14 protein-coding genes are annotated in these 19798 nt (G+C 69.9%); 11 read left to right on the top strand and 3 right to left on the bottom strand.

The genetic code is table 11. The features are described 5' to 3' along the window. The first annotated feature begins 44 nt into the window (after positions 1–44). On the top strand, positions 45–479 hold the full coding sequence (locus AB8P05_RS25675) for a flagellar export protein FliJ (RefSeq protein WP_472761400.1): 435 nt from the start codon (positions 45–47) through the stop codon (positions 477–479). Between the two features lie 40 nt (positions 480–519). Here AB8P05_RS25675 and dnaE read toward each other — a convergent pair whose 3' ends face one another. Further along, the gene (gene dnaE / locus AB8P05_RS25680; protein ID WP_472761401.1) at positions 520–4011 is read right to left on the bottom strand and encodes a DNA polymerase III subunit alpha; all 3492 of its coding nucleotides are present in this window, start codon (positions 4009–4011) and stop codon (positions 520–522) included. A gap of 148 nt (positions 4012–4159) precedes the next feature. Here dnaE and AB8P05_RS25685 point away from each other — a divergent pair, with 148 nt between their 5' ends. From AB8P05_RS25685 to AB8P05_RS25715, 7 genes are all read left to right on the top strand, one after another. Next, complete coding sequence (locus tag AB8P05_RS25685; protein ID WP_472761402.1) at positions 4160–4801, top strand: hypothetical protein; 642 nt, start codon at positions 4160–4162, stop codon at positions 4799–4801. Between the two features lie 83 nt (positions 4802–4884). Further along, a complete protein-coding gene (locus AB8P05_RS25690) occupies positions 4885–5766 on the top strand; it encodes an EamA family transporter (protein WP_472761403.1) in 882 nt (293 codons plus the stop codon). 136 nt (positions 5767–5902) lie between these two features. Further along, the gene (locus AB8P05_RS25695) at positions 5903–8176 is read left to right on the top strand and encodes a hybrid sensor histidine kinase/response regulator (RefSeq protein WP_472761404.1); all 2274 of its coding nucleotides are present in this window, start codon (positions 5903–5905) and stop codon (positions 8174–8176) included. 73 nt (positions 8177–8249) lie between these two features. Beyond that, the gene (locus AB8P05_RS25700; protein WP_472761405.1) at positions 8250–8573 is read left to right on the top strand and encodes a YgaP family membrane protein; all 324 of its coding nucleotides are present in this window, start codon (positions 8250–8252) and stop codon (positions 8571–8573) included. A gap of 227 nt (positions 8574–8800) precedes the next feature. After that, positions 8801–10615, top strand: a complete 1815-nt coding sequence (gene ggt / locus AB8P05_RS25705) for a gamma-glutamyltransferase (RefSeq protein ID WP_472761406.1) — start codon at positions 8801–8803, stop codon at positions 10613–10615. A 243-nt stretch (positions 10616–10858) separates the two neighbouring features. Further along, positions 10859–11254: a hypothetical protein gene (locus AB8P05_RS25710; protein WP_014189657.1), complete on the top strand. Its 396-nt coding sequence runs from the start codon at positions 10859–10861 to the stop codon at positions 11252–11254. 148 nt (positions 11255–11402) lie between these two features. Then, positions 11403–11828, top strand: a complete 426-nt coding sequence (locus tag AB8P05_RS25715) for a hypothetical protein (RefSeq protein ID WP_472761407.1) — start codon at positions 11403–11405, stop codon at positions 11826–11828. Positions 11829–11892: 64 nt separating this feature from the next. On the opposite strand, the gene AB8P05_RS25720 is transcribed toward AB8P05_RS25715, so the two are convergent. Both AB8P05_RS25720 and AB8P05_RS25725 read right to left on the bottom strand, forming a co-directional pair. After that, a complete protein-coding gene (locus AB8P05_RS25720; protein WP_472761408.1) occupies positions 11893–12954 on the bottom strand; it encodes an HD domain-containing phosphohydrolase in 1062 nt (353 codons plus the stop codon). After that, positions 12951–13313 carry a response regulator gene (locus AB8P05_RS25725; protein ID WP_472761409.1) on the bottom strand — a complete coding sequence of 121 codons (363 nt, stop codon included), beginning with the start codon at positions 13311–13313 and terminating at the stop codon, positions 12951–12953. The genes AB8P05_RS25720 and AB8P05_RS25725 overlap by 4 nt, the downstream gene beginning before the upstream one ends. Positions 13314–13719: 406 nt before the next feature. Here AB8P05_RS25725 and AB8P05_RS25730 point away from each other — a divergent pair, with 406 nt between their 5' ends. The 3 genes from AB8P05_RS25730 to AB8P05_RS25740 all read left to right on the top strand — a co-directional run bounded on the left by AB8P05_RS25730 (position 13720) and on the right by AB8P05_RS25740 (position 19710). Further along, positions 13720–14442 (top strand): LuxR C-terminal-related transcriptional regulator, encoded by a 723-nt coding sequence (locus AB8P05_RS25730; protein WP_472761417.1) that lies wholly within the window; start codon positions 13720–13722, stop codon positions 14440–14442. 529 nt (positions 14443–14971) lie between these two features. Then, on the top strand, positions 14972–16267 hold the full coding sequence (locus AB8P05_RS25735; protein ID WP_472761412.1) for a hypothetical protein: 1296 nt from the start codon (positions 14972–14974) through the stop codon (positions 16265–16267). After that, the gene (locus AB8P05_RS25740) at positions 16267–19710 is read left to right on the top strand and encodes a PAS domain S-box protein (protein ID WP_472761418.1); all 3444 of its coding nucleotides are present in this window, start codon (positions 16267–16269) and stop codon (positions 19708–19710) included. Before AB8P05_RS25735 ends, AB8P05_RS25740 begins: the two co-directional genes overlap by 1 nt. Positions 19711–19798 lie beyond the last annotated feature (88 nt).

Consider the following 19798-nt stretch of genomic DNA (forward strand, 5'->3'; position numbering starts at 1 on the left):
AGCTACGCCATGCTCGCTGAAATCTTTGGGGTGCAGTGGCCGCAATGAGCCTGAAGACGATCATCCGCCTGCAGAAGCTGCAACTGGACGAGAAGCGTCGCGTCCTGGCGGAACTCCACACGCTGGCCGACCGGCTGCGCAACGAGATCGAGAAGGTCAAGCAAGAGATCGCGCACGAACAGGATACCGTGCGCGACGATTTCTCCGTCTCCTTCACCTATTCCAACTTCGCCCAGGCGGCGCTGGAGCGCGGCCGGCGGCTGGGCGAGTCTTTGGCCCAGGTGGAGGCGCAGATCGAGATCGCCACCGACGAGATGGCCGAAGCCTTCCAGGAACTGAAACGCTACGAACTGGCGGAGGAGGAGCGGCAGAAGCGCGAACGCGACAAGCAGAAGCGCAAGGATGCCGCGATGCTGGACGAAACCGCCCTGGTCGGCTTCCGCCGCCGTCAGGCGGAGGAGGAAGCGACCGGCGGGTGAGCGTTCCGTCGGCGCTTGTGAAAACCTCGCCCGCCGGCCCTTACAGCTCTGCTACCTCGACCACGCCCGGCACCGCCTTCAGGGCCGAGCGGCTCTGCGCGGTGATGGTGTAGCTGCCGGGCAGTTCGATCTCGACCTCCTTCAGCGGGTCGATCTCCACCAGCACGTTGATCCGGCTCTTGCCGCGCGACAGCCGGTCCAGCGTGGCGCGCAGATTCTCGATCGGGCCGGGGTCGCGCAGCACCACGCGCAGGCCGGCGCTGACCGAGGCGACGGCCTCCTCCAGCGGCTTGATCTCCTGGCAGGTCAGGCGGACCTCTTCGCCGTTCAGCTGGGCGTCCACCGTCATCAGCACCGGGCGGCCGGGCTCCAGCAGGTCGCGGTTGGCGGCCAGCACCTCGGAGAACAGCGTCACCTCATAGCCGCCGGTGGCGTCGGACAGCTCGACGAAGGCGAAGCGGTTGCCGGACTTGGCGGTCTTCTCCTTCTTCGACACGACGATGCCCGCCATCTTGTAGCGGGTGGAGCCGCCCTTCGCGATGGCGGTCTGCAACTCCGCCGAGCGCACCACCTTCATCCGGCCGAGCGGGCCGGAATAGGCGTCCAGCGGATGGGCCGACAGGTAGAAGCCGATGGCGCCGAACTCGTGCTTCAGCTTCTCCAGCGGTTCCCAATCCTTGACCTTGGGCATGTCGGGTTCGGGCAGGCCGCCGCCGCCACCGCCGAACAGGTTGCCGATGCCGCTGTCGCGCTCCGCCGCCTCGGCCTGGGCATAGCGGATGATGGTTTCCAGCGCGGCATGGACCTGGGCGCGGTTGGGGTTCAGCCCGTCGAAGGCACCGGCGCAGGCGAGATTTTCGAGCTGGCGCTTGTTGATGGTCTTCAGATCAAGCCGGCGGGCGAAGTCGAACAGGCTCTTGAACGGGCCGTTCTTGCGCCGCTCTTCCACCACCGCCTTCATGGCGGGCAGGCCGACGCCCTTCACCGCGGCCAGAGCGTAGCGCACCGCCTTGGTCCCGTCGGGCAGCTGCTCCACCCCGAAGATGGAGTCGGATTTGTTGATGTCCGGCGTCAGCAGCTTGATCCGCAGGCGGGCCAGTTCCTGCCGGAAGACGTTCAGCTTGTCGGTGTTGCCGAGGTCGAGCGTCATCGACGCCGCCATGAACTCCACCGGATGGTTCGCCTTCAGATAGGCGGTGTGGTAGGCGACCAGCGCATAGGCGGCGGCGTGGCTCTTGTTGAAGCCGTAGCCGGCGAACTTCATGACCTGATCGAAGATCAGGCTGGCCAGATCGGCCTTCACGCCGCGCGCCTCTGCGCCGTCGCAGAAGATCTTGCGCTGGTTGTCCATCTCCTCCTTGATCTTCTTGCCCATGGCGCGGCGCAGAAGATCGGCGCCGCCCAGCGAATAGCCGGACAGCACCTGGGCGATCTGCATGACCTGTTCCTGGTAGATCATGATCCCGAAGGTCTCCTTCAGGATGCCTTCCAGGCTGTCATGCATGTAGTCGGCTTTTTCCTCGCCGTTCTTCACCCGGATGTATTTCGGGATGTTGTCCATCGGGCCGGGGCGGTAGAGCGACACCAGCGCGATGATGTCCTCCAGCCGGTTCGGCTTCAGCCGGCGCAGCACGTCGCGCATGCCCGAGCTTTCCAGCTGGAACACGCCCGTCGCCTCCGCCCGGCTGAGCAGCTGGTAGCTCTTCTCGTCGTCCAGCGGGACGGTGGTCAGGTCCGGCTTCTCCGGGATCAGGTCGACCGCCGTCTTCAGCACGGTCAGCGTCTTCAGGCCGAGGAAGTCGAACTTCACCAGACCGGCCTGTTCGACATACTTCATGTTGAACTGGGTGACCGGCATGTCGGAGCGCGGGTCTCGGTACAGCGGCACCAGCTCCTGCAGGGGCCGGTCGCCGATCACCACGCCGGCGGCGTGGGTCGAGGCGTGGCGGTACAGACCCTCCAGCTTCAACGCGATGTCGATCAGGTGGCGCACGGTGTCGTCGCTGTCGCGCGCCTGCCGCAGCATCTCCTCGCTGTCCAGCGCCTGCTGCAAGGTCACCGGGTTGGCCGGGTTGTTCGGCACCATCTTGCAGATCTTGTCGACCTGACCGTAGGGCATCTGCAGCACGCGGCCGACGTCGCGCAGCACGGCGCGCGCCTGCAGCTTACCGAAGGTGATGATCTGGGCGACGCGGTCGTAGCCGTACTTGTTCTGGACGTAGCGGATGACCTCTTCGCGGCGGTCCTGGCAGAAGTCGATGTCGAAGTCGGGCATCGACACGCGTTCGGGGTTCAGGAAGCGCTCGAACAGCAGGCCGAAGCGCAGCGGGTCGAGGTCGGTGATGGTCAGCGCCCAGGCGACGACGGAGCCGGCGCCCGAACCGCGGCCCGGCCCGACGGGGATGTCGTGGTTCTTCGCCCATTTGATGAAGTCCGACACGATCAGGAAGTAGCCGGGGAACTTCATCTTGACGATGACGTCCAGCTCGAACTCCAGCCGCTCGAAATAGGTCTTGCGGGTCTCCTCCCGCTGGTCCGGCGTCATGTCCGGGGTGTAGACGACCTTTTCCAGCCGCATCTCCAGGCCGGCGCGCGACTGGGCGCGCAGCTCGTCGTCCTCGGTGCGGCCGCCTTCGCAGGCAAAGGGCGGCAGGATCGGCTTGATCGGCTTCAGCAGGAAGGAGCAGCGCCGGGCGATGGCGACGGTGTTGTCCACCGCCTCCGGCAGGTCGGCGAACAGCAGCCGCATCTCCTCCGCCGACTTGAAGCGGTGGTCGGGCGTCAGGCGGCGGCGGTCGTCCTGGCTGAGATAGGCGCCCTCGGCGATGCAGAGCAGCGCGTCGTGCGCCTCATACATGTCCTCGGTGGCGAAATAGCAGTCGTTGGTGGCGACCAGCGGCAGGTCGTGCGCATAGGCGAGGTCGATCAGCGCCGGCTCGATGGCGTTCTCGATGGCCGCGAAATGGCCGCGCCCGCCCTCGTGCCGCTGCAGCTCGACATAGAGGCGGCCGGGGAACAGCCGCTTCAGCTTTTCCAGCACGTCGAGCGCCAGATCCTTCTGCCCCTCGTGCAGCAGCCGGCCGATGGAGCCGCCGGGACCGCCGGTCAGCGCGATCAGCCCGCCGGAATGCCCTTCCAGCGCATCCAGCGGCACCTGCGGACCGGCCAGCGGGTCCGATTCGAGGAAGGCCTTGGACACCAGCGCCGCGAGGTTGCGGTAGCCCTCCTCGTTCTGGCAGAGCAGGACGAGCTGGTCGGGGGTGGCCGCCGCCTTGCCGGGCAGGCCGGGCTTAGTCTGGGCCGGGCCGACGCGGGTGATGCCCAGGACGGTGCCGATGATCGGCTGCACGCCGGCATCGGACGCCGCCAGCGCGAATTCCAGCGCGCCGAACAGGTTGCCGGTGTCGGTGACGGCGACGGCCGGCATCTGCTGTTTCAGGCAGAGCTTGACCAGCTCCTTCACCTTGATCGCACCTTCCGACAGCGAATAGGCGGAATGGACGCGCAGGTGGATGAAGTCGGCGTGGGGCATGGCAACCGGGGGCTTGCTGCGACAGGGCCCCCGGTTCTAGCACAGGCGGGGCGGTCGCCGCGACGGTCGCGCGGATGCATGCGAACGTGGTATGGGAGTCGCCGCAACGAGACCCCGTAACGAAATCAGGGATGGGGAGGACGCCGCGATGGATCGGCTGCACCTTGCACCCGTCGCCCGACCGCTGCCGGCCATGGGCCGATGCCGCGCCGTCCGGGCGGCGACGCCTTTGGCCCTGCTGACCGGCCTTGCGCTGGCGCTCGCCGCCTGCGAGACGGTGCCGCCGCCCCCGGCCCCGCCGCCGCCCGCAGCCGGGCTGCCGGATGGACCGGCCAAGCCCTTCAGCGCCGGCAAGGGCTGGACCGTCACCATCCACACGCCGCCCGGCGGCAAGGCCTTCTGTGTCGCGGAGCGCGGCATCCCCGTCGGGCAGGACGCCGCCCCGCGCCTGACCTTCCGCACCGCCTCCGCCGAATCGGGCTTCATCCTGTCCGGCTTCACCCCGTCGGACAGCGGAGCGACGGTGAAGCCTGGCGAGCGCTATGACCTGACGGCCAGCCTGGACCAGGGAACACGGATGTCGCTCGGCGCCCGCGGCCTGCCCAACGGCAGCCTCTATGTCGCCATCCCGACCAAGAGCTACCTTGAGGATCTGGAGCCGCTCGCCCGTTCCCGCCGCGTCAGCTTCCGCAGCACCGGCCTGGGGGATATCGGCGCGATGGTGCTGTCGGGATCGTCCTGGGCGATCAACGCGTCGGACGAATGCCGGATCCTGCACGCCGATCCGTGACGGGACTGCGCAGGTCAGCCCCGCGGTGGGAACGCCCCGCCGCCGATTGACCGGCCCGTCGGCGCCCGTTTAGCCTTCGCACCATGCGTGCTTCCCACATTCTGCTCGCGGTGGCGGTCGCCGCCGTCTGGGGCTTCAACTTCGTCGCGATCAAGGTCGGGTTGCGCGATTTCCCGCCGCTGCTCTTCTCCTGCCTGCGATTCGCGCTGGCCGCCCTGCCGGTCCTGGTGCTGGGCTGGGTCAAGGGGCCGCCGGTGCCCTGGCGCTTCGTCATCGGCATCGGCGTGATGCTGGGCGTGGTGAAGTTCCCGCTGCTGTTCCTGGGAATCGACGTCGGCATGCCGGCCGGGCTCGCCTCGCTGGTGCTGCAGGCGCAGGCCTTCTTCACCGCCATCTTCGCCGCCTTGATGCTGGGCGACCGGCCGGGACCGCGGCAGATCGCCGGCATGGCCGTCGCCTTCGCCGGAGTCGGAGTGATCGCGCTGGAGATGCCGGCGGGCGACTCGCTGCTCGGCCTCGCCCTGACACTGGCGGCGGCGGCGGCCTGGGGCGTGTCCAACATCGTGATGAAGCAGGCCAAGGCGCCCGACCTGTTCAGCCTGATGGTCTGGGTCAGCCTGATCCCGCCGCTGCCGCTGCTGGCGATGTCGCTGGCGCTGGAGGGGCCGGATCGCATCCTCCACGCCTTCACCAGCCTGACGGTCGTCGGCGTCGGCTCGCTGGTCTATATCGCGGCGGGGGCCACCCTGTTCGGCTTCGCCGCCTGGGGCTTCCTGATGCGGCATTATCCGGCCAGCCTCGTCGCCCCCTTCTCCTTGCTCGTGCCCATCTTCGGGATGAGTTCCAGCGCGCTCCTGCTGGGCGAGACCTTCACCGCGATCAAGCTGGCCGGCGGGCTGCTGGTCTTCGCCGGGCTTGCCCTGTCGGTGCTGAAGCTGCCGGGGGCGGTGCGGGCGCGGGCCTGATCCGGCATTTTGCAGGTTGCGGCTGTCAAGGTCCTATTAACCTTGACTGTCTTGACGGATCGGTAGGGCGTCCGGAACATTCCGGCTGAACGGTTAGACACTACACCATAGGCGTGCCTTGATCTCTTCCGACAGGATGGCGCAACCGGACGGTGGGCTGCCGAAGTCCGCGGTCGGGCATTGGCTGGCGCATCTGCGCGCCAGCCGGCCGCTGCGCCTGCTGCTGCTGATCGGCGGGCTGTCGGTCGCCGTTCTGCTGGCGGCGACGGTCCACTATATCGACAGCATGCACGAGCACGAGTTGCAGGGGGCGGAGCGCGAGCTGTCGACCCTGAACCTGTCGCTGGCCGAACAGACCACCCGTGCGATGCAGAGCGTCGATCTGGTGGTGACCACCATCATCGACCAGATGAAGACCGAAGGGATCGCCACCCCCGCCGACTATGTCCGCCGGATGGGCGGGCGCGACACCTACCAGATGCTGCGGGCGCGGATCTCCGGCCTGCCGCAGCTGGACGCGGTGACGATGATCGCGGCCGACGGGCATCTCATCAACTTCTCGCGCTATTACCCGATCCCGCCGGTCAATGTGGCCGACCGCGATTACTTCGCCTATCTGCGCGACCACGACACCGCTGAGCCCTTCATCAGCGAACCGGTGCAGAACCGCGGCAACGGCAGCTGGACCATCTATCTGGCCCGCCGCATCAGCGGTCCGGACGGCAGTTTCGTCGGCCTCGTCCTGGGGGCCATCGAACTCAGCTATTTCGAAAGGCTGTACAAGGCGCTGCAGCCCGACGGCGACGGCAGCATCAGCCTGTGGCGGCGCGATGGCATCCTGCTGGCCCGCTATCCCTTCCTGCCCGACATCGGCCGCCCGCTGGGCCCGCGCCGCTTCCTGGAGGTGCTGCAGAAGGCCCGGTCCGGCGTCTACCTGTCCACCCTGGGGCAGAACGACGTACCGCGGATGGTGGCGACGCGGGCGCTGGCCGATTACCCGCTGGTCGTCAACGTCACCCGCAAGCTGGACGCGGTGTTGGGCGAATGGCGCATCCAGGCCTGGACCATCGGCGCCGCCGGCACCATCGGCGTCGCCGCGCTGCTGCTGTCCTTATGGGCGCTGGCCCGCCAGTTCAGCGCCTACGAGGCGGCGGCGCAGGCGAAGGACGCCGCCCGCCTCGCGGTGGAGGGGCGCGAGAAGGCGGAGCACGCCCTGCGCCAGAGCCAGAAGATGGAGGCGATCGGCCAGCTGACCGGCGGGGTCGCCCATGACTTCAACAACCTGCTCCAGGCCATCGGCATCAACCTGCACGTCATCGAAAGCCGCAGCGACGACGAGCGGATCACCGGCCCGGCCCGTCTGGCCCTGCAGGCGGTGGACCGGGGCGCCACCCTGACCCAGCATCTGCTGGCCTTCTCGCGCCGGCAGCAGCTGCGGCCGATCCCGGTCGACGTCGCCGGGCTGGTGGAGCGGGTCAGCCGCCTGCTCGGCCGCACGCTGGGGCAGTCGGTGCGGATCGAGCCGGAGGTCGCCCCCGGTCTGTGGCCGGCGATGATCGACCCGACCCAACTGGAAATGGCCCTGCTGAACCTCGCGCTGAACGCCCGCGACGCCATGCCCGGCGGCGGCACCCTGTGGATCATGGCCGCCAACCGGGCGGTCGCCGCCGACGCGGTGCCCAACCTCGGCGCCGGCGACTACGTCGTGCTGCGGGTGTGCGACACCGGTACCGGCATGCCGCCGGAGATCGCCGCCCGCGCCTTCGAGCCCTTCTTCACCACCAAGGAGGTCGGGCGCGGCACCGGGCTGGGGCTCAGCATGGTGCATGGGCTGGCGACCCAGTCCGGCGGCGGGGTGGAGCTGGACAGCCGGCCGGGGCGGGGCACCACGGTGACGCTCTACCTGCCGCGCGCCCTGGAGGAACCGGACGCCGCGCGGGCCGGGCAGGGGAAGGCGGAGGACGCGGCCGCCGGCCGCACCGGGGAGGATGGCGGGGCCGGGGCTGAAGCCGGGACCGGGGTTGGGGCCGGCTGCGCCGTTCTGCTGGTGGACGACGAGGAACTGGTGCGCACCGCCACCGCCGAGTATCTGGCGCAGGCCGGCTTCGCGGTGCGGGAGGCGGCCGACGCGGCGGCGGCGCTGTCGCTGCTCGACGATGGCTTCCGGCCGGACGTGATCGTCACCGACCACATGATGCCGGGGATGACCGGGCTGGACATGGCCCGCGCCCTGCGCGCCAAGGACGACGCGACGCCGATCCTGATGGTCACCGGCTATGCCCAGGACCTGACCACCGCCGCCGCGGCGCAGGAGGTGGAGCTGACCGTGCTGTCCAAGCCGGTGGAACCGTCGCGGCTGGCCCGCTCCATCCGCCAAATGGCGGGGGTGGGGGCGGGAGCCGAGGACTGAGGCCGGGGAACAGACCGGGCTGCGGCGGCGTTGGAAGGGCATCCGATTCCTCCCATTGCCTTCCGGAGCAGTCATGAACGCCCAATCCACCATCCGCCATGCCTATGACAGCGTGTTCGAAGGCCAGACCAACCTCAGCATGGGCGAGCGCATCGTCTCCACCGGCCTCGGCCTTGCCGTCGCGGCGGGCGGCCTGCGCAAGGGCGCCAGCGTTCCCGGCGCCATCATGGGTCTGGTCGGCGCCGCCCTGGTCGCCCGCGGCATGAGCGGCCATTGCCCGATGAAGGAGCGCCTGTATGGCGGCCGCCAGGACTCGCTGGGCCATCACGGCTCCCACGGGTCCGCCGACGCCGGTTCCGACCGCATGAGCCGGTCGCACATGGCGGAGTCCTACTGACGGGCACGCCCTTAACCGCGTCCTGGGACCCGTGCCCTGAGACCCGTGTCGCAATCCATTCACCGGCCGTCACAGGCCATTCACGGGAATGAGCGACGCCATTAACCCTGATGGTGAATTGTTGGGCAGACCAGCGACGGGGTGAAGACCGGGCGCCGTGGGTGTGACATCCTGCGGGACCCGGGCTGCAGCCCCCGACCTGTCGTCCCGCTCAGGAGATTCACCGCATGTGGTTTCCCGCTTTCCGGCCCCGTTCCTCCATTGCGGCGGTGGCGGCGCTCTGCGTCGGCTCGGCCCTGGTCCTGCCCCTGGTCCTGCCGGCGCCGGTCCTCGCCCAGAAGGCTCCCCAACAGGCCCCGGCTGCCGCGCCCGCCGGCACCTCCGCTCCCGCGTCGGTCCGCTACGACATCGGCTACGACATCTTCTATCCCGTCCGCTCGCAGAACGGGATGGTGGCCTCGGAACACCGGCTGGCGACGGAGGTCGGCGTCGACATCCTGAAGCGCGGCGGCAACGCGGTCGATGCGGCGGTGGCCGTCGGCTTCGCGCTGGCGGTGGTGCTGCCCAACGCCGGCAATGTCGGCGGCGGCGGATTCATGATCGTCCATGACGCCGCCAGCGGGAAGGACGTCGCCATCGACTTCCGCGAGATGGCGCCGGCCAAGGCCTTCCGCGACATGTATCTGGACGCGCAGGGCAAGGTGGTGCCCGACCGCTCGCTCTACACCCATCTGGCGGTGGGCATCCCCGGCACGGTCGCGGGTTTGGCCCACGCGCTGGAGAAATACGGCACGATGACGCTGGCCGACGTGATGGCCCCGGCGATCCGGCTGGCGCGCGAAGGCTACACCGTCACCCCGCAGCTGGCCGGCCTGCTGGAGGTCGAGCGCGATCATCTGGCCAAGTGGGACGCCACCCGCGCCATCTTCTTCAAGGGCGACCGCCCGCTGACCGCCGGGGAGACGCTGGTCAACGCCGACCTCGCCAACTCGCTGGAGATGATCGCCCGCCAGGGGCCGAAGGCCTTCTACGAAGGGGAGATCGCCGAGAAGATCGCCGCGGAGATGGCCCGCAACAGCGGCTACATCACCAAGGAGGACCTGAAGGCCTACAAGGTGGTGGAGCGTGAGCCGGTCAGCGGCAGCTACCGCGGCTATACGGTGAAGTCGATGCCGCCGCCCAGCTCCGGCGGGACGCACATCATCCAGATGCTGAACATGCTGGAACGCTGGCCGCTGAAGGAATACGGCCCGGCGAGCGCCCGGTCGATCCACCTGATGGCGGAGTCGATGAAGCTCGCCTATGCCGACCGCTCCGAATATCTGGGCGATCCCGACTTCACCAAGGTGCCGGTGAAGGGCCTGACCTCGCGCAAGTATGCCGACGAGCTGGCGGCGAAGATCGATCCGGAGAAGGCCACCCCGGCCAGCAGCATCAAGCCCGGCAAGCCGGCCCCCTACGAGAGCGACCAGACCACCCATTACTCGGTGGCGGACAGCCGCGGCAACGTGGTCAGCACCACCTACACGCTGAACCTCAACTTCGGCAGCGGCATCGTCGCCGCTGGCACCGGCATCCTGCTGAACAACGAGATGGACGACTTCTCGGCCAAGCCGGGCGTGCCCAACGCCTTCGGTCTGGTCGGCGGCGACGCCAACGCCATCCAGCCCTACAAGCGGCCGCTCAGCTCCATGTCGCCGACCATCGTGCTGAGGGACGGCAAGCCCTGGCTGGTCACCGGCAGCCCCGGCGGCAGCCGCATCATCACCACCACCATGGAGACGGTGATCAACCACATCGACTTCGCGATGAACCCGGCCGAGGCCGCCGCCCTGCCGCGCGTCCATCACCAGTGGACCCCCGACGAGCTGCGGGTGGAGAAGGGCCTCAGCCCCGACACCGTCCGCCTGCTGGAACAGATGGGCCACAAGGTCGCGGTGAAGCCGACGATGGGCCGCACCCAGACCATCCAGCTGCGCGAAGACGGGCTGTACGGCTATTCCGACCCGCGCAACCCCGACGGCATGACGCTGGGATACTGACGGGCCGGCGGCCGGTCGGCCGGACGGCATGTGCCGGAAGGAAAGAAGGACGCCCGGCGCAGGCCGGGCGTTACAATTCCCGTGTACAAAGAAAAAGCGCCGTGCTTTGGTAACCTTTGATCCGCCGTGCCGGGGGGCACGGGATCGCGAGGGCTAGGGGCTCGTTCGGATAAGGCAACGGAACAGTTGGCTTAAGGCGGGCCGGTCGGTTAGCCTTTGCAGGAGTGAACCGGAGCATTTGCCGTGGACAAGGCCTTGGTCGAAAAGAACCGCGAGTGGACCTATCAGCGTGAGGGAAAGCAGCCCGTCACCATCCGGGTCGCCGATTTCGAACGCGAGGGGAAGCGCATCGTCGCCTTCCTGGAACAGACCGACATCGCCAAGGCGGCCGGGTCGCCCCAGCCTGCCGTGAACGACTGGCCGGGCATCGCCGAAGCCTATGCCAAGGAACAGGGCGTGGCGCTCGGCGACATCTATTGGTACGAGCTGCACCCGCGCCGTTTCGCCAACGGCCGCCCCAACGTGTCGGAATACCGGCCGGGCATGGCCGAATGGCGGTTCGAGACCAGCATCCCGCTCGCCCGCGCCATCGTGGAGCAGCTGGGCTTCGACCCCGACAACCTGCCGCTCGACATCTGATCCGTCCTCCGACCGCTTCGCAACGCTCCCCCGCGCGCAGCCCCTGTGATGCGCCGCGGGAGCGGTGTATGATGTCCCGTCGGGCATGCCGGCGGCCGGGCCGCTGCCGGGTTCCGCGAAGGGATGTGCCGCGACCGGGAGACTGAGGATGAAGACGGTGCGGAGGGCGCTTGCCCTGGGTGCGGTGATGCTGGCGACCGCGGCGGCCGCTGCGGTGGCCGTGGTTCCTGGACCGGCGCAGGCGCGCACGTCGGTGTCGGTCGGCATCGGCTTCGGGCCGGTATTCCCGGCCTACGGCTATTACCACCCCCACCGCTACTACGCGCCGCCCCCGCCGGTGGTCCAGTATTACGCGCCGCCGCCGGTGGTCTACGCGCCCCCGCCGCCGGTCGTGCAGTATTACAATCCGCCGCCGGCCGCGGTCGGCGTCGATCCGGCCGGGCCGGTCTATTACTCGCGCAGCGGCCAGCAATGCCGCGAATACCAGAGCCGCGCCATCGTCGGCGGCCGGTCGCAGCCGGTCTACGGCACCGCCTGCCTGCAGCCCGACGGCACTTGGCGTATTGTTAACTAGGGGCGCATCGTCAACTGACGGCGTTTGCGCCGTTTCACGCCCATCCGCTTCACGACCAGCCGCTTCACGTATGCTCCGCGCAGAGCGCCGGCAGTTCGTCGGCATTCTCGCGGTGGATGGCGCAGACCTCGTCCCAGCGCGACAGGAAGGCGTCGAGCAGGCCAGGGTCGAAATGACGGCCGCGCTGCTCGACCATGAAGCCGCGCGCCTCCTCCAGCGTCCAGGACCGCTTGTAGGGCCGGGTGGAGGTGAGCGCGTCGAACACGTCGGCGATGGCGACGATGCGGCCGGACAGCGGGATGGCGGTGCCGGCCAGACCGTTGGGGTAGCCGCTGCCGTCATACTTCTCGTGATGGCTGAGCGCGATCTCCGCCGCCAGCCGCAGCAGCGGGATGTCGCTGTTCGCCAGGATGCGGTGGCCGATGGTGGCATGCTGGCGCATCACCGTCATCTCCTCCGGCGTCAGCCGTCCCGGCTTCAGCAGGATCATGTCGGCGATGCCGATCTTGCCGATGTCGTGCATCGGCGCCGCCTTGCGCAGTTCCTGGGCATAGGCGGCGCCGCAGCCCGCCGCCTCGGCGATCAGGCGGCAATAGAGCGCCATCCGCTCGATATGGGCGCCGGTCTCGGGGTCGCGGTATTCGGACGCGCGCGACAGACGGTTGACCAGCTCCTCCCCCTGGCGCTGGAGGGCGGCGGTCACCCGTTCCACCTCGTCGGCCAGCAGGGCGGCGCGGTCGCGCAGCAGGGCGCGGCTCTGGCGCAGGGCCAGCAGGTTGCGCAGGCGGGCCTGCACCTCCGGCACGACGATCGGCTTGGTCAGGAAGTCGCTGCATCCCTCGTCGAGCGCCCGCACCCGGATGTCCACCGCGGTGTTGGCGGTGATCATCACCACCGGAACCGTGTCCAGCCGCGAATCCTCGCGGATGTGGCGCAGCAGCTCCATGCCGTCCATCTCCGGCATCATCTGGTCCAGCAGGATCAGGTCGGGCTCGTTCCCGCGCAGCCACTCCATGGCGTCCAGCGGGCTTTCCATCGCGACGGGCTCGGCGTCGTCCAGGCGGCGGACAATGGCGCCCATGATGAACAGGTTGGTGCGGTCGTCGTCGACGATGAGGATGTTCATCCCGCGGCGTCCCCCTTGTCTCCCTTGTTCCCCTTGCGGGCGGCGACCAGCCGGCCGGCTTCCGCCAGCAGGGCCGACAGGTCGACCGGCTTTTCGAACGCCGCGTCGGCCCCTAGCAGGCGGGCCATTCCCGGCAGTTCCATGCGCAGACGCAGGCTGCCGCCGGTGACCGCGATCAATGGCGGCCGTGACGGTTGTTCCTTCAGCCGCAGGATCACCTCGTACCCGTCGGCTTCCGGCATGATGATGTCGGTCACGACCAGATCGACGGCATGGTCGGCAAGAAGCGCCAGCGCGGCGTTGCCGTTCTCGGCCTCGCGAACGGTGTAGCCGGCGCGGGTGAAGGCGATGCGGGCCATCCCGCGGAAGTCGGGATCGTCGTCGACCAGCAGGACGGTGCCGGTCGGGGGGAAGGGGCCGGGGAGGAGGCGCGATTTGCCCGCAGCTCGTAGAGGGTCATGTCCATGGGTGCCGCTTCCATAGGTCCGCCACGGGGCTGGCGGGTCGCGCTGGATTGAGTATCTCTGAGCACAGAATAACCGGTTGAGGTGCCGTGTGGCGGTTCGGTCTGGGATAGCAGCGCCGGGAAATGGGATAGTGGGGATATTATCCCGCGGGGGGCAAGAAGCGGCCTGGTCGAACTTTGTCCCAATGTGACCGGCGTGAAATATACCGTAGCCACGAAAACTTAAGATTTCGACCGGCATAAAGGGGAATGCTGATATAACGGGTCGGGCGGTTGCCGAGGGTGGCGGAGGCTGTTTGATGAAGATCTTGGTGGCAGACGACCATCCCCTGTTCCGGGATGCGCTTGAGCTGTCGGTCCGGCAGGCCTGGCCGGACGCCGAGGTTGGCTGCATCGGTTCGCTGCTGGAGTTGCCGGCGGTGCGGCAGCCTCCCGACGGCGCGCCCGCCCCGACCTTCCGCTACGACCTGATCGTGCTGGACTGGCGCATGCCGGGTGCCGAGGGAAGCAACCCGGTCAGCGTGCTGCGCCAGGCCGGGATCCAGGGGCCGGTCGCCGTGGTGACGGGGGCTGAGGATCCGGTGACCGCGCTGGAGGTGCTGCGCTGCGGCGCCGAAGCCTATCTGCCGAAGACCACGCCGCGCCGCGTGCTGGCGCAGGCTCTGCGGCTGGTGGCGGAAGGCGGCAGCTTCGTGCCGAAATGCGTGGCGCTCGACCTGATGCAAATGACCGACCTGTCGCTCGACATCGAGGAGGCGGAGGAGGCCGACGATCCCATGCCGGAGGGGGAGGGGGCATTATCGTCCCCCCTGACCGAGCGGGAACAGCAGGTTCTGTCGATGCTCGCCACCGGGGCGACCAACAAGGAGATCGGTCGCCATCTGAGCCTGCAGGAGGTGACGGTCAAGCTGCACACCCGCCGCATCCTGCGCAAGCTGGGCGCCCGCAACCGCACCGACGCCGTCCGCCGGGCCCAGCAGGCGGGGCTGCTGTCGCGCAGCCTGGACGAGGCGGCGTCCTGACGGTTGCCGCGGCCGGCTGGGCGGCCGGAGTGACGCATAGGGCTGGTCCCAGCAGCGCGGTCCCGGCCAGTCTGCTATAGTCCCGCTCCATCCGGCCGCCTTTCCCGTTCCGCCCGCGGCCCGGGGCCGCCGCAAGGCGGGCGCGCAACCGCAAATGGCCGCACTCCGAGTCGCCGATGAGCCCATCCGACCAGTCCCTGCCACGGCCTAACGTTCCGACGGCCCCTGCCGCCGCCCCTGCCACCGCCCCTGACCCGGCCGCCCGGGGGGCGTCCGGTCACGGCGTCGCGGTGCCGGCGCTGGCCGCGCTGGCGGGTGCGGCGACGCTGCTCCTGCCCGTGCTTGATCCGCTGGGTGCCGCTCCCCCTGGGCGCTTCCCCTGGTCGCCGCCGGCACCGGTGCGGCGGCCGGGCTGGCGCTTTATTGTGCCTGGGCGGCGCGGCGCCGGCCGCCACAACCGCAGCCGCAGGCCACCCCCGCGGCGCCGGCCGGACAGGCGGAGGAAGAGGCCAGGCGTGTCGCGGATGCCGTGCGGATCGCCGCGCTGGAGGAGGCGCTGCGTGAGGCGGAGCACCGGATGTCCGACCGCCTGCGCGCCCAGCAGATCGCGGCGATGGACGCCCGTGCGGAACTGGCCTGCGCCATCGTCCACGACGTCAACAACGCGCTGGGCACGGTGGCCGGCTATGCGGATTTCCTCGCCGCCGATCTGCCTGCCGGTTCGCCGCAGGCCGATTATGCCGAGAGGCTTCTGCTGGCCGTCGACCGCGCCCGGCCGGGATTCCGCCGTCTGGTGATGGCGGCGCGGATGGAGCCGGCCTCCGTCGTCCAGGAGCGGGCGACCTGCGTGCTGGACGAGGCCGCAAGCCTTCTGCGCGCGGCGTCGGCGGTCCCGGCCAGTCTGGCGGTCCGGTACGACGCGGCCACGCCGGATCCCCTGTGCGACGCCGGGCTGGTGGCCCGGACGCTCGCCGGACTGGCGGCGGAGATCGTTCTGGTGACCGACGGCGGCGTCGATCTGCGCTTCTCCCTGCGCGCCGGCCCCTCCGGCGTTCCTCGCGGCGGCGGAGACCCTGACGGGGACGCCGCCGGCGCCGGCTGGCATGTGCAGCGGCTGCTGCAGCCGCGCGAGGGGGTGCATGCCCTGTTCGAGCTGCGCGTCAACGGCGCGCCGCTGGCCGACGACCTGCTGTTCGCCCTGGTCGATCCGCTGCTGTCCGTCCGCAAGCGCTACCGGCAAGGCCAGCCGCCGCGGGAGGATGCGGACTGGCCGACGGCCCTTTCGACCGCGCGGCGCCATGACGGCGGCCTCAGCCTGCTGACCCACCCTGTCGAAGGCACCGCCGTCCGGCTCTACATCCCCGCCGTTCCGGCCGGCCGGCCGGCGCCCGTCCCCGCCGCCCTTCCGAACCCGGTGCCGCAGCGCAAGGTCCCGGTGCTGCAGGTTCTGGTCGTCGAGGCCGACCCGGCGTCGGGCGACCGGTTCCAGACCGGCCTGGAACAGCAGGGCTTCGAGGTCTCGGTCTGCGACGACCTGCGCGATGCGCTGGACGTCGTCGCCGACGAGCCCGGCTTCTTCGACGCGGTTGTGATCGGTCCGGGCCTGAGCGCGCTGCCCGCCGGCACAGCGCTGGCCGGCCGGCTCAAGGAATTGCGCGGCGACCTGCCCTGCGTGCTTTACGGCGCGGAGGCCGCATGCGACCCGGCCGGGCCTGCCGACCTCGTGCTGCCGACGCCGGTGGACCTGCCGCGGCTGGCGCGCGGGGTGGCGGCGCTCGCCGCGGGCGGGGCGGGCGGGCGCCACGCCGGCGGAGCGCAGGGCTGATGGGGGAGCGTCTTCAGGAGCACGGCTTCATCCCCGCCGTCTGGGCGGCGACGCTGGTGATCGCCGCCGGGCTATGGGCGGCGGCCTTCACGCTCGCCCGCTACGACGATGCGGATGCGATGGAGCGGGCCAGGCGCGACGGCGGCAACCTTGCCCGCGTCGTCGCCGAACAGGCGACCCGCACCATCGCCGAGGCCGACCAGATCCTCCTGTTCATGATCGACGATTTCCGCGAGCATGGCGACGTTTGGGGCCACGGCGCGGCGCGGATGCTGCGGCAGGCGGTGGACCGGTCGGGCATCCTGATCCAGCTGGCGATCATCGACGAACGCGGCGACCTCACCCACACCAGCGTCGAGGACGCGCCCGCCCGCGTCCATCTGGCCGACCGCGAGCATTTCCGCGTCCATGTCAACAACCCCAATGCCGGCCTGTTCATCGGAAAGCCGGTGTTCGGCCGGGCGTCCGGCAAATGGTCGATCCAGCTGACGAGGCGCATCGACCGCAGGGACGGCAGCTTTGCCGGCGTGCTGGTCGCTTCGATGGATCCCTTCTATTTCAGCCGCTCGCTGGAGGAGCTGGACGTCGGCCCCAACGGCGCCGTGGCGATCATCGGCACCGACGGCATCCTGCGCGCCCGCTCGCTGATGAACGACCGCATCATCGGCCGCGATCTCAACGATTCGCCGACGCTCGTCATGGCGCGGCGGCAGCCCACCGGCTTCGTGCGCACCGCCAGCGCCGTCGACGGCATTCTGCGCCTGCAATCCTACCGTACCCTGTCCACCTATCCGCTGATCGTCACCGCCGCCTTCGACGAGGCGTCCTTCATGGCCGACACCCGGCGGCGGCAGCGGATCTACCTGCTGGGGGCGGCGGCCTGCAGCTTCGGCCTGTTCGGGCTGGCGCTGCTGGCGACGCGGCAGACGGCCCGGCTCGCCGCCGTGGCCCGTCGCCTCGCCCAGAGCGAGGAGCGGTTCCGCGACCAGGCGGAGACGGCCTCCGACTGGTACTGGGAGATGGATGCGGACCTGCGCTTCTCCAGCCTGGCCGGCCCGCTGGTTCCGCACATCGCCGACGGTTCCCTGCCGATCGGCCTGCGGCGGGAGGACATCGCGATCCGCGAGCCCGGCGACGGCGCCAAATGGGAGGAGCATCGCCGCGCCATGGAGCGGCGGGAACCATTCCGCAACTTCCGCTACCGGGTGATGACGGCCGCCGGGCCGCGCTATTTCAGCGTCAGCGGCCGGCCGATCTTCGACCGCAGCGGGGGATTCCGCGGCTATCGCGGCTCCGCCACCGACATCACCGAGCGGGAGACGGCCGCCAACCGGCTGGCCTCCAGCGAGGCGCGCTACCGCGCCATGTTCGAGGCGGTCGGCCAGCCGATCGTCACCATCGACGAACACGGCACCGTCGACGCCTTCAACCGGGCGGCGGAGCGGCTGTTCGGCTACCGGGCGGCGGAGGTGCTGGGCGGTCCGATGACCCGGCTGATGCCGGCCGCCGTCGGCGCGGTCCATGACGGGCTGCTGGCCACCTACCGCGATGGCGCCGCCGACACCCCGCGGTCGGAGGTGCGCGAACTGACCGGACGGCGCAAGGACGGCAGCGAGTTCCCGCTGGAGGCGTCGCTGGCCGGCTGGCGCGAAGGCGACCGCCGCTATGTCACCGGCGCGCTCCGCGACGTCACCGCCCAGCGCGAGATCGAGGCCAGCCTGCGCCGCGCCAAGGAGGCCGCCGATCAGGCCAACCGCGCCAAGGGCGAGTTCCTGGCCACCATGAGCCACGAGATCCGCACGCCGATGAACGGCGTCCTGGGCGCGCTCGCCCTGGTGGACGGCCCCAACCTGGACGAGGAGCAGCGCCAGCTGCTGGACGTCGCCAACCGGTCGGGCAAGGCGCTGCTGCAGATCATCGACGACATCCTCGACCTGTCCAAGCTGGAAGCCGGCAAGGCGGAGGTCGAGCCGGTGGATTTCGAACTGCGCGCGGTGATGCGCGACTGCCTCGACCTGCTGGAGCCAACGGCCGGCGGGCGCGGCCTGATCCTGACGCGGGAGGTGGCCCCGGCGGTGCCGGAGCGCGTGCGTGCCGACCTGCGGCGCATCCGGCAGGTGCTGGTGAATCTGGTCGGCAACGCGCTGAAGTTCACCCACCGCGGCGGCGTCGCCGTGCGGGTCGGGCTGGAGGAGGCGGAGCCGGGCCGCCCCTTCTACCTGCGCTTCGAGGTGGCCGACACCGGCATCGGCATTCCGGAGGACGTGCAGCCGACCCTGTTCCGCCGCTTCACCCAGGGCGACAGCTCCACCACCCGGCGCTTCGGCGGAACCGGGCTGGGGCTGGCGATCAGCCGCGAGCTGGTGACGCTGATGGGCGGACGGATCGGCGTCGCCAGCGCCGAGGGCAAGGGCAGCATCTTCTGGTTCACCGTGCGCTGCGAACCCGCCGCCGACCCGTGCGACGGCGTCCCGACCGCGCCCTGCGCCCCCGAACCGGCGCCGCCGGTCCACCGGTGGGCGGAGGAGGACGAGGGCGGCCTGCGCGTGCTGGTCGCCGAGGACAACGAGATCAACCGCGACATCGTCGTCACCATGCTGCGCCGTGCCGGCCACCGGGTGACCGCGGTGGAGGACGGGCTGCAGGCCGTCCGGCTGGTGGAGGAGGGCGGCTTCGACCTTGTGCTGATGGACGTGCAGATGCCGGTGATGGACGGCGTCACCGCCACCCGCCATATCCGCGCCATGCCGGGCCCGGCGTCCCGCCTGCCCATCGTCGCGCTGACCGGCAACGTCATGCCCGGCCACCGTGCGGAGTATCTCGCCGCCGGCATGACCGCCTACCTGACCAAGCCAATCGTGTCGGCCGATCTGTTCGCGGTCCTGGGCGGCGTGACGGCCTCCCGGACGGAGCCGGCCGCGGCCGGTCCGTCGCCGCCTGCCCAGTGGGCAGGGGCGGGGGCGGGGGCGAAGGCAGGGGTGGGGGCGTCCGTGCCGGCCGGTTCGGCGCCGGCCGCTGCGGATGACGGGCTGTGGCGGAGCGCGCCGCTTCTCGACGCCGGGCAGGCGGAGTCCCTGCGCGCGGTGATCGGCGAGGATGCCTGGACGAGGACGGTGGCCGCCTTCCGCCGGACGGTGGACGACAGCGTCGCCGCGATCCGCGACGCCGGCCGGCCGGGCGGGGCGGAGGACGCGCCCGGCACCCCCACGGTCCATCTCCCCCGCATCGCCCACACGCTGAAGGGGACGGCGGCCAACATCGGCGCCGTGCGCCTGAGCCGTCTGGCCTCGCTGATGGAACAGCGGCTGCAGGCGTCCGGCACCCACCTGCCCGGCGACCCGCTGTGCGAGGCGCTGGAGGAGACCGCCGCCGCCACCAAGGAGGCGCTGTCGCAGCGTCTGCAGCCTGCGGAAAGTGCCGAAACCCGGGGCGAGATGGTCTGACGCAATGGAAGAGATTGCGGCCTGATTTTTTATTTCCGCAAATGAAAATGAAATAACTTGGAGAAGGCGAAGTCGATCAGACGGAAGT

The sequence above is a fragment of the Azospirillum sp. VT-I1 genome (assembly GCF_055698305.1).

Coding starts and splice junctions, on each gene's coding strand:
- AB8P05_RS25725 (WP_472761409.1), bottom strand. CDS start 13,313: ATGGCCCGCATCGCCTTCACCCGCGCCGGCTACACCGTTCGCGAGGCC.
- AB8P05_RS25690 (WP_472761403.1), top strand. CDS start 4,885: ATGCGTGCTTCCCACATTCTGCTCGCGGTGGCGGTCGCCGCCGTCTGG.
- dnaE (WP_472761401.1), bottom strand. CDS start 4,011: ATGCCCCACGCCGACTTCATCCACCTGCGCGTCCATTCCGCCTATTCG.
- AB8P05_RS25695 (WP_472761404.1), top strand. CDS start 5,903: ATGGCGCAACCGGACGGTGGGCTGCCGAAGTCCGCGGTCGGGCATTGG.
- AB8P05_RS25730 (WP_472761417.1), top strand. CDS start 13,720: ATGAAGATCTTGGTGGCAGACGACCATCCCCTGTTCCGGGATGCGCTT.
- AB8P05_RS25700 (WP_472761405.1), top strand. CDS start 8,250: ATGAACGCCCAATCCACCATCCGCCATGCCTATGACAGCGTGTTCGAA.
- AB8P05_RS25720 (WP_472761408.1), bottom strand. CDS start 12,954: ATGAACATCCTCATCGTCGACGACGACCGCACCAACCTGTTCATCATG.
- ggt (WP_472761406.1), top strand. CDS start 8,801: ATGTGGTTTCCCGCTTTCCGGCCCCGTTCCTCCATTGCGGCGGTGGCG.
- AB8P05_RS25740 (WP_472761418.1), top strand. CDS start 16,267: ATGGGGGAGCGTCTTCAGGAGCACGGCTTCATCCCCGCCGTCTGGGCG.
- AB8P05_RS25685 (WP_472761402.1), top strand. CDS start 4,160: ATGGATCGGCTGCACCTTGCACCCGTCGCCCGACCGCTGCCGGCCATG.
- AB8P05_RS25675 (WP_472761400.1), top strand. CDS start 45: ATGAGCCTGAAGACGATCATCCGCCTGCAGAAGCTGCAACTGGACGAG.
- AB8P05_RS25715 (WP_472761407.1), top strand. CDS start 11,403: ATGAAGACGGTGCGGAGGGCGCTTGCCCTGGGTGCGGTGATGCTGGCG.